This is a genomic window from Pyxidicoccus caerfyrddinensis, assembly GCF_010894405.1.
Taxonomy (GTDB): Bacteria; Myxococcota; Myxococcia; order Myxococcales; family Myxococcaceae; genus Myxococcus; species Myxococcus caerfyrddinensis.
The window spans coordinates 307,520-323,395 of the sequence record NZ_JAAIYA010000003.1 but is presented as its reverse complement, the minus strand read 5'-3'; the positions used below and the strand labels follow the sequence as shown (position 1 = coordinate 323,395).

Sequence of the window (15,876 nt, the reverse complement as noted above, 5' to 3'; positions counted from 1 at the left end):
CCAGAAAACGGGCGGCGTCAGCCGCGACGAAGGACGATGGCCGGGTCCACGCTGGCCGCCCGACGCGCCGGCAGCCAGCTCGCCAGCCAGGCGGTGGCCAATAGCAGCAACGCCACGGCGGCGAGCACGGAGAGGTCGAGCGAGCCCACGCCATACAGCAACCCCTCCATCACCCGATGCGCCGCCAGCGCCCCGCCCAGGCCCAGCCCGAGCCCCAGCCCCACCCGCCGCAGCGCCTGACCCACCACCAGCCGCAGCACGTCCGCGCGCTGAGCGCCCAGCGCCATCCGCACGCCCATCTCGTGCGAGCGCTGCGCCACCGCGTAGGACATCACGCCGTAGATGCCCACCGCGGCCAGCACCAGCGCCAGCACGCCGAAGGCCCCCAGCAGCACCGTGCGGAAGCGGGGCCGGGACAGGTCCGTCGCCAGCCGGTCCTCCATCGTGGTGGGCTGCGCGAGCGCCACCGTCGAGTCCACCGCGCGCAGCTCCTCGCGCACCACGGCCTCCAGCGCCAGGGGCGCCAGGCCCGGGGCGGCCCGCACCACGAGCGGCCCGCCCGCGAAGTACCCCTGCCCGCCCTGGTCCATGGGCACGTACACCGTGGGCTCCTGGCCAGCCTCCACCCCGGCATACGGCACGTCCCCCACCACGCCCACCACCGTCAGCCACAGGGGGTTGCCCTGCGCGTCGTCGCCGCCGAGCGTCACCCTGCGGCCCAGCGGGTCCTGCCCCGGGAAGACGTCGCGGGCGAAGCGCTCGCTCACCACCATCACCTGCGACGCATCCGCCTTGTCCGCGACGGTGAGCCGGCGGCCCGCGAGCAGCGGCACCCGCAGCGCCTCCAGGAAGCCCGGTGTGGACGTGTTGACGAGGGCGTTGGGCCGGTTGGAATTGTCCGGCGTCCCCTCCACCCAGTAGCCCGAGCGGCGGATGTCCCAGCCCCCCGGCAGACTCGTGCCCACGCCCGCGGCGGCCACCTCCGGGCGCGCGGCGAGCCGGGCCATGAAGTCCCGATAGAAGGCCGCCGCCCGTCCCTGCTCCTGGTAGCGGTCCCTCGACAGCGACAGCCGCGCGACGAAGACGCCCTCCGGGTCCAGCCCCGGGTCCACCTGCTGCAGGCGCCAGAAGCTCTTGAGCATCAGCCCCGCGCCGGTGATGAGCACCAGCGCCAGCGCCACCTCCGCCACCACCAGCACCGCGTGCGCCCGCCCCCGCGTCGCCTCGGTGGCACCCCGGCCCAGCACCGTCCCCGGGCTGAGCTGGCTGCGCTGCAGCGCGGGCACGAGCCCCACGCCCACACCCGTCAGCAGCGTCACCGCCAGCGAGAAGAGGAGCACCCGTCCCTGCACCGCCACGCCATCACCGCGCGGCAGTGCATTGGCGCCCAGGGCCAACAACAAGTCCGTGCCCCACAGGGCCAGCAGCACGCCGCCCAGGCCGCCCAGCAGCGCCAGCATCAGGCTCTCCGTGAGGAGCTGCCGCACCAGCCGCCCCCGCCCCGCGCCGAGCGCCACGCGGATGCCCAGCTCCCGCTGCCTCGACGCCGCGCGCGCCAATTGTAGATGTGCCACGTTGGCCGCCGCCAGGAGCAGCACCAGCGCCACCGCGCCCAGCAGCACCCACAGCGCCAGGCGCACGTCGCGGGTGAGCTGCTCCGCGTAGCTCACCACCCCGAACTCCTGGGCGGCGTCCTCCTTCAGGAGGTCCGGAGCGAGCGCCGCCAGCTCCTGTCGCGCGGACTCCAGCGAGGCGCCGGGCGCCAGCCTCCCGGTGATGCTGAACGCGCGGTAGCCGCGCTGCGTGCGCGCCTCGGACGTGGCCGCGCCCGGCTGGCTGTCGTACGGCACCCACGCCGCGATGTTCGCCTGGGGCACCTGAAAGAAGGGCGGCATCACCCCCACCACTGTGTAGGGCTGGCCGCTCAAGGTCAGCGAGCGGCCGAGGATGTCCTCCCCGCCTCCCATGGACTTCCACTGGCCGTAGGACAGCACCGCCACCGGCGTGGCCAGCTCCTGGGGCGTGAAGGTGCGCCCGAGCAGCGGCTGCACCCCGAAGGCGCCGAAGAAGTCGCCCGCCACCACCGTGCCGCGCAGCTGCTGCGCGTCCCCGTCACCGGTGAGGTTGAAGAGGTTGTTGGAATACGCGGTGAGCGCGCGCAGCTGCGTGGACTGGCGCGCGATGTCATCGAAGCTCATCAGGCTGTAGCGCGGAGGCACGCGCTGCACCTTGTCCGAGCCGAGCATCACCACCCGCTCCGGCTCCGCGAAGGGCAGTGGCCGCAGCAGCACCGCGTCCACCACGCTGAACAGCGCCGTCGTCGCGCCGATGCCCAGCGACAGCACCAACACCGCCGCCACGGTGAACACGGGCGACTGGCGCATCGTGCGCAGCGCGTACCGCAGGTCCATCTTCACGTCGCTCAACATGACGAGCCTCCCGGCTCACGACGAAGGGGCTCAGGGCTTCTGCAACCAGCCGTCCGCGAGCTGCACCACCCGGTGGCCATACGCGGCGTTGGCGTCCGAGTGCGTCACCTGGACAATCGTGGTGCCGTCCCGGTTGAGGCCCTGGAAGACCTCCATGATGTGCTTGGCTTGCGCGGAGTGGAGGTTGCCCGTGGGCTCGTCCGCGAGCAGCACCTTCGGGTTGGCGATGAGCGCGCGGGCGATGCCCACCAACTGCTGCTGGCCGCCGGAGAGCTGCGCGGGGAACAGGTCCTTCTTCCCCACCAGGCTGAAGCGGTCCAGCATGTCGCCCACCAGCGCCTCGCGCTCGCCGCGCTTGAGGTTGCGGTAGGACAGCGGCACCTCCAGGTTCTCCGCCACCGTGAGGTTGTCCAGCAGGTGGTACTGCTGGAAGACGAAGCCGATGGTGCGCCGCGACAGCTCCGCGCGCTCCTTCGGCTTCATCGCGTGCACACCCTGGCCGTCCAGCGTGTACTCGCCCGTCCACTCCGCATCGAGCATGCCGAGGATGGACAGCAGCGTGGACTTGCCCGCGCCGGACGGGCCCATCAGCGTGATGAACTCGCCGGGCTGGATGTCCAGGTCGATGCGGCGCAGCACCCAGGCACGGCCGCCCGCCAGGGGGTAGGACTTCTCGACATTACGCAGCGAAATCAGGGGCTGGGACATGAGTCTCTCGGGCGCTCACTCGGAGCGCAGGGCAATGATGGGGTCCACACGCGTGGCACGGCGCGCGGGCAGCCAGGTGGCGAAGAGCGCCACGCCCGCCAGGAGCGCGGCCACTCCGGCGAAGGTCCACGGGTCATACGCTGTCACGCCGTAGAGCAGCGAATTCAGCAGGCGTGCAAGACCAAGCGAGAGCACCAGGCCCACCGCCACGCCCAGCCCCGCCAGCTTCAGGCCCTGGCCGAGCACCAGCGCCAGCACGTCCCGCCGCGCCGCACCCAGCGCCATGCGGATGCCCATCTCCCGCGTACGCTGCGCCACCGAGTAGCCGATGACGCCAGAGATGCCCAGCGCCGCCAGCAGCAGCGCGGTGCCCGCGAACAGCCCCATCAACAGCGCCGACAGCCGCCGCGCGCCGATGGAGTCATCCACCAGCCGCATCAAGGGGGCCACGTTGAACAGGGGCACGTTGCGGTCCACCGCGCGAAGCTCCGCTTCGATGGCAGTGCGCAGCGCCTCCGGGTTGCCGGCCCTGGCTCGGGCCGCGAGCGCCAGGCCCGTGGAGGGCACCTGGTAGAGCGAGTAGTACGCCATCGGCGGGGTCGGCCGGTCCAACGCCCACTCGCGCACGTCTTCCACGATGCCCACCACCGTGGTCCACTGGGCGTCGGGGCGGTTCAGCTTCAGCCGCTGGCCCAGCGCGTCGCCCTTGGGCCAGTACGCGTCCGCGAAGGCCTTGTTGATGACCACTACCCACGGCGCGTCCGGGCCGTCCGTCTCCTGCAACATGCGGCCCTCGCGCAGGCGGACGTTCAGCACGCGGTGGTAGCCGGGGCTGACGGTGCGCAGCTGCACGGCCGGCCATATCTCGTCCGGCGCCTTCGTCCGCCCGTCGATGGCGAAACCGAAGGTGATGGACATGCCCAGCGGCAGCGCGTTGGTCAGCCCCGCGGACTCCACGCCCGGCAGGCCCTGGACGCGCCCCAGCAGCTCGCGCGAGAAGGCCACCTGACGCTCCGGCGACTCGTAGCTCGCGCCCGGGAGTGAGAGCTGCCCGGTGAGCACGCCCTCGGGCGTGAAGCCCGTGTCCACGGAGAGCAACGCGAGGAGGCTCTTCCCGAACAGCCCCGCGCCCACGAGCAGCACCAGCGCCAGCGACACCTGCGTCACCACCAGCGTCGAGCGGAGCCGGCCCGAGCGCCCGCCCGCCGTGCCCCGTGCGCCCTCGCGCATCGCGGCGCTCAGGTCCGCGCGGCTCGACTGGAGCGCCGGCACCAGGCCGAACACCAGCCCCGTCAGCAGGCTCACCCCGGTGGTGAACAGCACCGTGCGCGCGTCCAGCCGCACGTCCGCCGCGCGAGGCAGCCCCTCCCCCACCACCGCCAGCAGCACGTCCATGCCCCACATCGCCAGCAGCAGCCCCAGCGCCCCGCCCGCCACGGACAGCACCAGGCTCTCCGTGAGGAACTGCGCCACCAGCCGCCGCCGGCCCGCGCCCAGCGCCGCGCGGATGGACACCTCGCGTCCACGCGCCGCCGCCCGCGCCAGCAGCAGGTTGGCCACGCTGCCGCAGGCCACCAGCAGCACGAAGCCCACCGCGCCCAGCAGCAGCCACAGCGTGCCCTTCACGTCGCCCACCACCTCGTCCTCCAGCGACTTCAGTCCGATGGAGCGCCTGCCGACCTGGTACTTCGGGTGGGCCTCCGCCAGCGACAGGGAGACGCGCGACAGGTCCTTCGCCGCGTCCTCCATCGTCACCCCGGACTTCAGCCGCGCCATCACCTCGAGGAAGCGGGTGTCCCGCTTCTCTTCCGACGCCAGCTCCGGGTCAGGCGCGAAGGGGCGGTAGAGGTCCGAGCCCGCCGGATACTCCACGCTCCGAGGCAACACCCCCACCACCGTGTACGGCACCCCGTCGAGCTGGAGCGTGCGTCCGAGCACGCCCGGGTCCTCCGCGAAGTGCGTGCGCCACGTCTTGTGCGTGAGCACCACCACCCGGTCCTGTCCCGGCGTCTCCTCGGCCTCGGTGAAGCCGCGGCCCAGGACGGGCGTCACGCCCAGCGTCGGAAGGAATGAGGCCGTGGCTTCCACGATGTGCAGGTGCCGCGGGGTGTCCACGCCCGTGAGCGTCACGTCATCGTCCGTGAAGGCCGCCACCGAGGAGAAGACCCGGGGCAGCTCGCGGTACTCCCGGTACTCCACCACCGACGAGGTGAGCCCCGTCCGCCCCACCCTCCCGAAGGTGTTCGAGACGTCCACCAGCCGGTCCGGCTCGGCGAAGGGCGGCGCCTTGAGCAGCACGCCGTTCACCACGCTGAACACCGCGCTGTTGGCGCCGATGCCCAGCGCCAGCGCGAGCACCGCCGCGAGCGTGAAGGCGCGGTCTCTCAGCAGCCCGCGCACTGCGTACCGCAAGTCCTGGAGCAGGGTTTCCATCGACGTGCGCTCCTACTCCGCCTTCAGGGCGATGATGGGGTCCACGCGCGTGGCACGGCGCGCGGGCAGCCAGGTGGCGAAGAGCGCCACGCCCGCCAGCAGCACGGCCACTCCCACGAAGGTCCACGGGTCATACGCCGTCACGCCGTACAGCAGCGCACTCAGGAGCCGCGCCAGGCCCAGTGACAACACCAGGCCCACCGCCACGCCCAGGCCCGCCAGCTTCAGGCCCTGGCCCAGCACCAGCGCCAGCACGTCCCGCCGCGCCGCACCCAGCGCCATGCGGATGCCCATCTCCCGCGTGCGCTGCGCCACCGAGTAGCCGATGACGCCGGAGATGCCCAGCGCCGCCAGCAACAGCGCGGTGCCCGCGAACAGCCCCATCAGCATGGCCGACAGCCGCCGCGAGCCGATGGAGTCGTCAACGAGCCGCACCATGCGGGCCACGTTGAACAGGGGCAGGTTGCCGTCGAGCGCGCGCACCTCGGCTTCAATCGCCGTGCGCAGCGCCTCCGGGCTGCCCGCCTTCGCGCGCACCACCAGGTTGAGATTGTAGAGAGGGAACTGCGCCGCCGAGTAGTACGCCGCCGGGCGCGCGGGCTTGTCGAGCCCCCACTCGCGCAGGTCATCGACGATGCCCACCACCGTGGCCCACCGTGTCTCCTGGCGGTGCAGCTTCAGCCGCTGCCCCAGCGCGTCGCCCTTCGGCCAGTAGAGGTCCGCGAAGGTCTTGTTGATGACCACCGCGCCGGGCGCGTCCAGATTGTCCGTCTCCGCCAGCATGCGGCCCTCGCGCAGCTTCACCCGCAGCGCGCTCAGGTAGTTCACGCTGGCGAAGCGCGTCTCCACCGCCGGCCACATCTCGTCCGGCGCCTTCGTCCGTCCCTCGATGTCGAAGCTGTTGTCGGTCCGCCCACCCAGAGGCAGCATGTTCGAGATGCCCGCGGACTCCACGCCGGGCAGCACCTGGACGCGGGTGAGCAACTCACCCATGAAGGATGCCCGGCGCGCCGCGTCCGCGTAGGTCGACTGCGGCAGCGCGACGCGCCCGGTGAGCACGCCCTCCGGGGTGAAGCCCGCCTCCACCTCGCTCAGCGCGAGGAAGCTCTTCGCGAAGAGGCCCGCGCCCACCAGCAGCACCAGCGCGAGCGCCACCTGCGCCACCACCAGCCCCGCGCGCAGCCGGCCCGCCTTCCGTCCATCCGTGCCGCGCGTGCCCTCGCGCAGCGCGCTGTTCAGGTCCGCCCGGCTGGCCTGCAGCGCCGGCACCAGGCCGAACCCCAGCCCCGTGAGCAGCGACACGCCCGCCGTGAAGAACACCGACGCCACGTCCAGCCGCACCTCCGCCGCGCGCGGAAGTCCTTCCCCCACCACCGCCAGCAACACGTCCGTGCCCCACACCGCCAGCAGCAACCCCAGCGCGCCACCCGCCACGGACAGCACCAGGCTCTCCGTGAGGAACTGCGCCACCAGCCGCCTCCGGCCCGCGCCCAGCGCCGCGCGGATGGATACCTCGCGCCCTCGCGCCGCCGCCCGCGCCAGCAGGAGGTTGGCCACGCTGCTGCACGCCACCAGCAGCACGAAACCCACCGCGCCCAGCAGCAGCCACAGCGTGCCCTTCACGTCGCCCACCACCGTGTCCTCCAGCGAGTTCACGCTGATGCCCCAGCCGCCGCCCTTGTAGTTCTTCTCGTGCAGGCGCTCCTGCTCCCCCGCCACCCGGGCCAGGTCCGCACGCGCCGCCTCCAACGTCATCCCCGGCTTCAGCCGCGCAATCACGTCGAGATAGCGGCTGCCACGGCGCTCGTCCGACGTCTGCTCTGGCGTGGGCGCGAAGGGCGCGTACACGTCCGTGCCCGCCGGGTACTCCACTCCGGGCGGCAGCACGCCCACCACCGTGTACGTGTCCCCGTCGAGCTGCAGCTCGCGGCCCAGCACGCCCTCGTCCTCCGCGAAGCGCGTGCGCCAGGCCTTGTCCGTGAGCACCAGCACCCGCTCGCGGCCCGGCGTCTCCTCCTCCTCGGTGAAGGCCCGGCCGCGCACGGGCGACACCCCCAGCGTGGCGAAGAGCGAGGCCGTGGACGTGGTGACGCTGAGCCGCTCCGGCACGTCCCCGCCGGTGAGCGTGGCGTCGTTGACGTCGAACGCCGCCACCGACGCGAAGGCCCGGGGCAGCGTGAGGTAGTCCCGGTACTCCGGCACCGACACCGAGATGTCCTTGAGGTCCGCCTTGAGGAAGTTGCCCCGGACGTGCACCAACTGCTCCGGCTCCGCGAAGGGCGGCGCCTTGAGCAGCACGCCATTCACCACGCTGAACACCGCGCTGTTGGCGCCGATGCCCAGCGCCAGCGCGAGCACCGCCACCACCGCGAAGCCAGGGCTCTTGCGCAGCGTGCGCAGCGCGTAGCGGACGTCTTGAAGGAGGGTTTCCATGCGGGGGTTTCCGGAGCCACGGCGGGTGAAGGGCACGGACACACGCCGCCCGGACTCCGCCCTTTCGGGAGCGAAGCAGGACGGCGGGTGAAGCGGAGGGCTAGCGGCGCTGCTCGTCCTGGACGATGCGGCCGTCGAAGAGGCTCACCGTGCGCGTGGCGGTACGCGCGTGCGCAGGGTCGTGCGTCACCATGCAGATGGTGGCGCCGCCCTTGTGCAGCTCGGAGAGCAGCTGCATCACCGCCTCGCCATTCTTCGAGTCGAGGTTACCGGTGGGCTCGTCGGCGAGGAGGATGAGCGGGTCTCCCGCCACCGCGCGCGCCACGGCGACGCGCTGCTGCTGACCGCCGGAGAGCTGGCCCGGCATGTGCCGCGCCCGGTGCGCCATGCCCACCTTCTCCAGCGCGCGCTCCGTGCGCTGCTTGCGCTCGGCCGCGGGCATGCCCCGGTACGTCAGGGGCAGCTCCACGTTCTCGAAGACCGTCAGGTCGCCGATGAGGTTGAAGCTCTGGAAGATGAAGCCGATGTGCCGGTTGCGCACCAGCGCGCGGTCGGACGGCGACAGCTCCAGCACGCTGCGCCCGTCCAGCAGGTACGCACCGCGCGAGGCCGTGTCGAGCAGGCCCAGCACCGCCAGCAGCGTGGACTTGCCGGAGCCGGAGGGACCGACGATGGCCACCCACTCGCCCTGGCGGATGTTGAGGTGGATGTTGGAGAGGGCGTGCGTCTCGACTTCTTCCGTCTCGAAGACCTTGGTGAGCCCCTCGAGCTGGATGAGGGACTTGCCCGCGTCCGTCTTCGGTCCACCCGCCAGCACCGCCTCTTCCGTCGAAGCGGGCGCCTTCACGTCGTTCGTCGTCATCATCGCAATCTCACCCGCTCGACCGCGTCCCACGCGGCCATGTCAGACAGCACCACCTGGTCGCCTTCTTGAAGACCCTGCACCACTTCCACGGCATTCACGGAGCCCCGGCCCAGCTGCACCGGCACCCGAATCGCCTCGTCGCTCCCCGGCATCAGCCGGAAGAGGGACATGGTTCCGTTGGGCTGCGCGCCCGCGGGCCGGCCCACGGAGAGCACGTTGCCCAGCCGCTCCAATTCCACCGTCCCCTCCACCGTGAGGTCGGGCCGCGCGCCCCGGGGCAGCTCGGCGGGCAGCGTCACTTCCACCCGCACCGTGCCCTGGCTCGCCGCCGGCGCCACCCGCGCCACCGTGCCCTCCACCACCCCGTTGCGCGTATCCACCAGCGCCTTCTGGCCGGGCTGGATGTCTCGCGCCTGCGTCTCCGCGATGCGCAGCTCCGCCTTCAGCCGGTCGGGCTTGACCACCTTGGCGAGCAGCACGCCCGGCGTCACCCACTGACCCAGCTCCAGCGGCAGGTCCTGCAGCACCCCGTCCTCCCCGGCCACGACTTTCATGGACTCCACCTGTGTACGGCGGAACTGGGCAACCGCTTTCAAGCGCTCGACCTGGCCCTGCTGCGCGGCGAGCTGGTCCTTCATGTTGGTGGCCACCACGTGGAGCTTCTTGCGCTCCAGGTCCAGGCGGCGGGACAGCTCGCCGGCCTTCTCGGAGGTCTGCTTCACCTCCAGGTTGCCGATGAGCTCTTTCTGGAAGAGGGCGTCGCTGGCCTCGGCGCGACGGGAGGCGTCGGCGGACTCGGCGGTCATGGAGGCCACGGTGGCCTCCTGCCCCAGGCGCATGGTCTCCAGCTCCGTGCGCATGCGGATGAGCTCCGCCTGGGCGCTGGCGAGCTGACGCTCGGCCTCGAGGGCCTGCAGCTGCACGTCCGGGTTGGCCAGCTCCATGAGGACCGTGTCGGCCTTCACGACGGCGCCGGGGCGCACGTGGATGCGCTCCACGCGGCCGGCGGTGTCGGCGGTGAGCCAGCGGATGTATTCGGGAACCAGCGTGCCGGCGCCCTTCACCTGGCGGACCATGGGGCCACGCTTCACCGTGTCCAGCCACACCGAGGCCCGCTCCACCGAGGGCGACGCGGGGCGCAGCTTGGACAGGCCCACTGTCACGGCGATGAGCGCGCAGGCTCCGGCGATGGCGAGGACCCAGGGCTTGCGGGTCTTCTTCTTGGCTTTGGGGATGTCCACGGGCTCTCTAAGAGCGAGGCTCGTGCCAATTGCTTTTCGCCGCTCAAATCCCTGGATTTGTTCGGAATGGAGGGGGGCGTCCCGGGTCCGGTGCCCGGTTGCGGAAAGTGACGTCCCAGAAGCGGACAGGGGATTGGGCGCGGATCAACGGGCGCCTGTCACCCGGGGTGCAGGCCAGGCGGACGGGCGGGCGGGCGGGCGAGCGCTACATGCTCTTCGATGGGCTCTGCACGGCGCTCGGCCCGGTGCGGTCGGCCTTGCGTTGCTGGGCGTTCCTTCGCGCGCGCAGCATCAGCGTGATGGAGAGCCACACGCCCAATACCGCGATTGGGTACGCGAGCACGGCCGGCCACAGGAAGCCCACCCCGGCCAGCGCGAGCAGGCCGCCGGCCAGGGCCAGCTCGATTCCGCCCTCCACCGCGCCGAGCGCCCGGGTGCCCGAGGCCGCCGCCGCGCCCACGGCGTTGGCGAACCGGACCGCGCCCACGCGTGGACGGCCCGAGCCCCAGGGCGCTGGCTGAACTCTTGGAGCGACAGGCCGGACGCGGCGATGGCGGCTCAGGACAATCTCGGTGCTGTTCGCGAGGTCTCGCAGGTAGACGTCTTCCAGGTGCCTCGCGACGGACGCGTCCTCGATGGCCACGTCCAGCTCGTAGTTGCCGATGAAGCTGGCGACGTTGAGGTTGGATGACCCGACGCGGGCCCAGCGGCCATCGGCGACGGCCGTCTTCGCGTGAATCATCGAGCCGTTCCACTCGAAGACGCGCACGCCCGCCTCCAGCAGCGGCCGGTAGCCGGCGCGTGACAGGGGGCTGATGAGCGGGAGGTCCGTGGTGGACGGGACGAGGAGCCGGACATCCACGCCATCTCGCGCGGCGCCCCGGAGCGCCTGGACGTAGGGGATGAAGCCGACGAAGTACGCATCGGTGAGCCACAGCGTGCGCTGGGCCGCGGCGGCGATGAGCTGGTCCAGCCGGAACATGTCCGTGGCGTTGGGCCGCCCCGCGACGATGCGCACGGAGACATCTCCGGCGAGCGCGATGGCATCGGGAGCCGAGAGCTCTTCCATGGGCAGGGGTTCGCCCGTGGCGTCCCAGACCTCCTTGAAGGCCCGCTCCACCCAGGCGACGGCCGGTCCGCGCAGCTCCACGCCGGTGTCTCGCCAGGGAGCGATGCGGCGCGCGGGGTCGCCCAGCCATCGCTTGCTGACGCAGAGGCCGGTGACGAAGCCCGTGTGGCCGTCCACGGCAATCATCTTGCGGTGATCTCGACTGACCCAGCCCAGGGGGCTCGCCAGGCTGGGCGGGTTGAAGACGCGGAGCTCGACGCCTGCCTCTTCCAGGGTGCGCCAGAACCGGCGCGATGCGCCCGAGCGAGAGCCCATCCAGTCTCGAATCAAGCGGACCTTCACTCCGGCGCGGGCACGCCGCGCGAGCTCTTCCGCGAAGGCGAGGCCGACCTCGTCCTCCTCGATGATGTAGTTCTCGAAGAGGATGGACCGCTGCGCGGAGCGGATGGCTTCGAGCCACGCGGGATAGTTCTCCGCGGCATCGAGGAGGACCCGGACTGCATTGCCTGGAATCAGCAGGGCGCCGGAGGTGCGGGTGAAGGCGCGCTCGACCAGGTCGGAGGTGGGTGAAGGAGCGGGAGAGACCACGGATGGAGGATGCCTTGAGTCCAGCGTGCGACGTGAGCCCACGAATGCGAGCCGCGTCCACCAGCGGGCAGTGCTGCGAGGCGCTGTGGCCACGCACGAGCGGGTGCGCGCGCAGGTGAAGGGAGGCTTCATGTCCATGGAGGTCGCCGGGAAGGGGATGCCCGAGCCGCTCCTCACGAAGGACGGACGCGTGGGCGTGCTGCTGGGCATGGACGCAGCCACGTTGCCCGGGCACCTCGCCGTCCCCTCCGGACAGGTGCGGCTCGTCACCGTCAAGGCACTGCTGCCCACGGAGCTGGCTTACCTGCTGTGGAGCACGGCAAGCCCGGCCGAGACGAGCTGATACGGCGCTTCCACCAGAAAGGCCCTGCCCACCTCACACGCTCCTGGCGACAGCCCGTCGTATGACAGGACAGGCGCTAACGCTGGCGAAGCAGCCCCGAGGCCCGGGTCCGCACGTTGGCCATGGGGTCGGAACGGGCGGCATCCTCCAGGTACGGCACGGCGGCTTCACCCAGGTCCTTGCGGATGAAGTCCTCGCAGAGGCCGTGGAACCGGTCGCTGACGAGGCAGCGGATGGCGTTCTGGATGAGGGTGGGTTCATTGCGGTACGCGGCGTCGTTGCGCAGCGCCGCCCGGTACGCCGCCACACCATCCACCCAGCGAAGGTTGTCGAAGTCGACGTTCCCCTCCAGGTAGCGGACATAGGCGCTCGCCGGGTGCTTCGCGGCCAGCTTCTTCAGGGCCGCCAGCGCCGCGTCCCGCCGCTGGGCCTCAATCAAGCGATGGACCTCGTCGATGCCCGGGAGCTGCTCCGGGACGGCCCGCCAGGCGCCGGCAGGCGCCGAGCCCGTCCGAGCGCCCTCCCCTGCCTCCCCACCCTTCGAGGCCGAGGGAGATGGACGCGCAGTCGAGGAGACCGCCCACCAGACGAGGCCCGCCCCCAGCAACACGAGCCCCCCGGCGCCTCCCGACACGGCGCGTGAGCGGAAGCTGGCGAACGGGGACGGGGCGGGAGTGGCGCGGACCTTCGCCTCGGGGGCGGGTGGCCGTGCGGCGGGGACGCGCACCGTGGAGTCACTCCGCGAGGAGTCCGGCACCGCCGCCACCACGGCTTCCACTGAAGCCTCCCGCGCCGGTACCGGAGCCTGGGCCCCGACCGGAGTACGAACCCGCAGCTCGCGGGTCGGCGCCGGCGCGCTCTCCGTCACCTGCGCCGCCTCCTCCGGACGTGCCGGCGTGGAGGCCACGGGGCTCGCGGGCTCGGGCGCGGAGAGGAAGACCGCCGGACGCTCCGTCTCGAGCGCGGCCAGGAACTCGGCCGAGGACTGGAAGCGCTCCCCTGGGGCCTTCGCCAGGGCCTTCGCCACCACGGCCTCGAGCCCGGCGGAGAAGCCGGCTTCGGGGGCCGCCTCGCGCAGCAGCGGAGGCGTCACCTCGCGGTGCATGCGCAGCAGCTCCGCGGTGCCCGGCGCGGAGAAGGGCTTCTTCGCGGTGAGCAGCTCGAAGAGCAGCACGCCGGTGGCATACAGGTCCGTCGGAGGCCCCACCGGCTCGCCGTGAATCTGCTCCGGGGCCATGTACGCCGGAGTCCCGAGCATCATCCCCGAGGTGATTCCCGTCACCTCGTCCCGGAGCTTGGCCAGCCCGAAGTCGAGGATGCGCACCTGCTCCCCGAGCCCGACGGCATGGGTGACGATGATGTTCTCGGGTTTGATGTCGCGGTGGATGATGCCCTGCCCATGGGCATGGGCCAGCCCGGCGAGCACCTGCCGCACGGTGGCCAGGGCCCGGGCCAGGGGCAGCGGGCCTTCGCGCAGCAGGCCCCGCAGCGTCTCTCCGGTGACGAAGTCCATGACCATGTACGGCGAGTCCTGGTCCACACCGAAGTCGATGACCGACACACAGCACGGATGGGTGAGGCGGCTCATCGCGCGCGCCTCCACCTGGAACCGCTTGCGGAAGTCCTCGTCCCGGGCCGCCCAGGCGTGGAGGAACTTGATGGCCACGGCCTTGCCCACCTCCAGCCGCTCGCCCCGGTAGACGATGCCCATGCCGCCCGCGGCGAGCCGCTCGATGATGCGGTAGCGCTCCTGCAGCACCGAGCCGATGCGAGGATCCGAAACGGCCGTGGGCTCACTCATGGGCGCGCACGATAACAAGCTCCAGGACGCGAAGAGGACCGGGGGAGCAGGCGAGCCTCACACCTGCTTGCGTGCCACGGACCAGATGAAGCCGTCGTACCAGAAGTGCATCAGCGACACGACGAGCGTGAAGGCCCACAGGCTCTCCAGGTCCGGGTCCAGCAGCTCGGCCCCCACGCCATACGCGAGCACGCTGCCCAGGAAGAGCGACAGCGCCAGCCAGCGCCACTTCAGCCGCAGCCGCTCCCGCAGGCGCTCGCCCTCCATGGCCCACACCAGCGCCAGGTACTGCACGGCGTGGAGGAGGTTCATGATGAAGAACGCCTCGCCCCACGTGTCGAAGCCCCAGCTGTAGAGGGAGCAGGCTCCCGTCGTCACGAGCAGGAACGTCTTGTGGAAGGAGGGCCGGTGGCCCCGCCGCAGCAGGCGCACCGAGGCCGCCACGTAGAGGACGAGGATGGCGCCGCCCACGGCCAGCACGCCCCGGGTCCACAGCGCATGCGTGGCCGTCATGCGCGCGGGCACCGAGGCGAGCCACGGCATCCCCACCTCGTCGAAGGCCTCGAAGCTCACGAAGTGGTCCAGCATCGTGGCGCCCGCGAGGATGGGGCCCGCGTACAGCAGGTGGTTCAGCCAGAAGTCGAGCCGGCGCCCCGCCGTGGGCGGGTTGCCCCGGTTGCGGTCGTAGATGCGCGCGAGGCCGAACGTCTGCAGCCCCGAGTGCCACACGTCCCAGAACGTCGCGAGCACCGTGGCGGCCACGGCCACCACCGCCGAGCCGCGGATGGCCGCCCACGCCAGCACGGGCACCGCCACGAAGCGCAGCGGGTAGAGCCGGAAGATGGCGGGGTTGCCGTGGCTGCGGAAGAACACCGCCACCAGGTGCGCATGGATGAGGCTGCCCACCATCAGCCCGGCCCGGGTCTTCTCCTGACCGAAGAAGCGGACCGGCGTGTCGCTGAAGGCCGTGCCCGAGATGGCGATGCCCAGCCCGAGCGCCAGCACGGGAGGCAGAAGGAAGAAGACCCAGTCGAAGACGGGCCCGACGATGTAGGGCGAGCGCGCGGGCACCTCGCGCACGAGCGCGAGCTCCGGGCGCGCGGCTTCAGCGGGAGCCGTCTGGGGAAGCCCCATGCGCCGCCTCCTGTCGCGCCGTCAGCACCACCCGCTCGCCCAGCTCCTCCGCCAGCGCCGCGAGGAAGAGGCTGGCCCCCACCAGCTCCAACGCCTCCTCCACGTGGTCGATGAGCGCGTACACGAGGTTGTCGTTGCCATGCCGCTCCGTCCACCACCCCAGCGGCAGCTCCATGGCCAGCGCGCCGCCCACGTACACGACGCCGGCCAGGATGAACTGCCAGCGCCGGCGCGACGGGAGCCGCGCGAGGAAGGGCAGGAAGGCGAGCCCGCCCAGCACCACCACGGCGGCCGCCGGCACCACCCACGTGAAGAACAGCACTCCGCCCAGCGAGAGCAGGTCCCCCAGGTTCTCGTGAAGGCCCACGCTCTCGTCCAGCGAGATGTAGGCGAAGGCCACCGCCAGCGCCCACCAGTGATGCCGCCCCGGGGCGCGCGCGAGCGTCGCGGTCCGGGCAATGGCCGCCAGCAGGAACGCACACGCCAGCAGCAGCCCCGAGGCGTACCAGGTGGGAAGGTTGCGCTCGTAGCTGAGGGAGAGGAACGCGACGAGGGGCTCGAGCGTCCGCGCGTCCTGTGTGTAGAACGCCACCTCCACGCCCATCCCCAGGGCGGTCAGCCCCCCCGCAATCGCGAGCAGCCAGCGGCGGAGCGTGTGGGGGGCGGGGAGCATCGGGAGGCGGAGCGCGGAGGTTACTCCGGGGCGCGCATCCTGGTTCGGCGTGTCGCGAGGTGGAAATGTTTCGCGCTGGCTGTCCGCTGAGCGCTCCCGGAGCAGGCAGGCAGACATGCCGCGTGGGAGTCGCGATCCCGAGTGTGCTCGGTCCCACAC

At 71.7% G+C, this 15,876-nt stretch carries 11 protein-coding genes; 1 reads left to right on the top strand and 10 read right to left on the bottom strand.

Going from position 1 to position 15,876, the window contains the following annotated elements:
* Positions 1–17: 17 nt before the first annotated feature.
* The 7 genes from G4D86_RS08450 to G4D86_RS08420 form a co-directional block, all read right to left on the bottom strand.
* Entirely contained in the window at positions 18–2,429 is a 2,412-nt protein-coding gene (locus G4D86_RS08450; protein WP_163991394.1) for an ABC transporter permease, read from the bottom strand.
* Positions 2,430–2,459: 30 nt separating this feature from the next.
* Entirely contained in the window at positions 2,460–3,137 is a 678-nt protein-coding gene (locus G4D86_RS08445) for an ABC transporter ATP-binding protein (protein ID WP_163991392.1), read from the bottom strand.
* Positions 3,138–3,152: 15 nt separating this feature from the next.
* Positions 3,153–5,570 carry an ABC transporter permease gene (locus G4D86_RS08440; RefSeq protein WP_163991390.1) on the bottom strand — a complete coding sequence of 806 codons (2,418 nt, stop codon included), beginning with the start codon at positions 5,568–5,570 and terminating at the stop codon, positions 3,153–3,155.
* Between the two features lie 12 nt (positions 5,571–5,582).
* On the bottom strand, positions 5,583–8,003 hold the full coding sequence (locus tag G4D86_RS08435) for an ABC transporter permease (protein WP_163991388.1): 2,421 nt from the start codon (positions 8,001–8,003) through the stop codon (positions 5,583–5,585).
* 100 nt (positions 8,004–8,103) lie between these two features.
* On the bottom strand, positions 8,104–8,865 hold the full coding sequence (locus G4D86_RS08430; protein WP_163992188.1) for an ABC transporter ATP-binding protein: 762 nt from the start codon (positions 8,863–8,865) through the stop codon (positions 8,104–8,106).
* Positions 8,865–10,109 carry an efflux RND transporter periplasmic adaptor subunit gene (locus G4D86_RS08425; RefSeq protein WP_163991386.1) on the bottom strand — a complete coding sequence of 415 codons (1,245 nt, stop codon included), beginning with the start codon at positions 10,107–10,109 and terminating at the stop codon, positions 8,865–8,867. Before G4D86_RS08425 ends, G4D86_RS08430 begins: the two co-directional genes overlap by 1 nt.
* Positions 10,110–10,314: 205 nt before the next feature.
* A complete protein-coding gene (locus G4D86_RS08420; protein ID WP_240360123.1) occupies positions 10,315–11,766 on the bottom strand; it encodes a phospholipase D-like domain-containing protein in 1,452 nt (483 codons plus the stop codon).
* 25 nt (positions 11,767–11,791) lie between these two features.
* Between G4D86_RS08420 and G4D86_RS08415 the strand changes: the two genes are divergently transcribed.
* Positions 11,792–12,109: a hypothetical protein gene (locus tag G4D86_RS08415; RefSeq protein WP_163990891.1), complete on the top strand. Its 318-nt coding sequence runs from the start codon at positions 11,792–11,794 to the stop codon at positions 12,107–12,109.
* A gap of 76 nt (positions 12,110–12,185) precedes the next feature.
* Here G4D86_RS08415 and G4D86_RS08410 read toward each other — a convergent pair whose 3' ends face one another.
* From G4D86_RS08410 to G4D86_RS08400, 3 genes are read right to left on the bottom strand one after another with little or no spacing between them, the layout of a single operon-like run.
* Positions 12,186–13,910 (bottom strand): serine/threonine-protein kinase, encoded by a 1,725-nt coding sequence (locus tag G4D86_RS08410; RefSeq protein WP_163991384.1) that lies wholly within the window; start codon positions 13,908–13,910, stop codon positions 12,186–12,188.
* A 57-nt stretch (positions 13,911–13,967) separates the two neighbouring features.
* Positions 13,968–15,044, bottom strand: coding sequence for a hypothetical protein (locus tag G4D86_RS08405; protein ID WP_163991382.1), 1,077 nt, complete (start codon positions 15,042–15,044; stop codon positions 13,968–13,970).
* Positions 15,016–15,717 carry a hypothetical protein gene (locus G4D86_RS08400; RefSeq protein WP_163991380.1) on the bottom strand — a complete coding sequence of 234 codons (702 nt, stop codon included), beginning with the start codon at positions 15,715–15,717 and terminating at the stop codon, positions 15,016–15,018. The genes G4D86_RS08405 and G4D86_RS08400 overlap by 29 nt, the downstream gene beginning before the upstream one ends.
* Between the last annotated feature and the right edge of the window lie 159 nt (positions 15,718–15,876).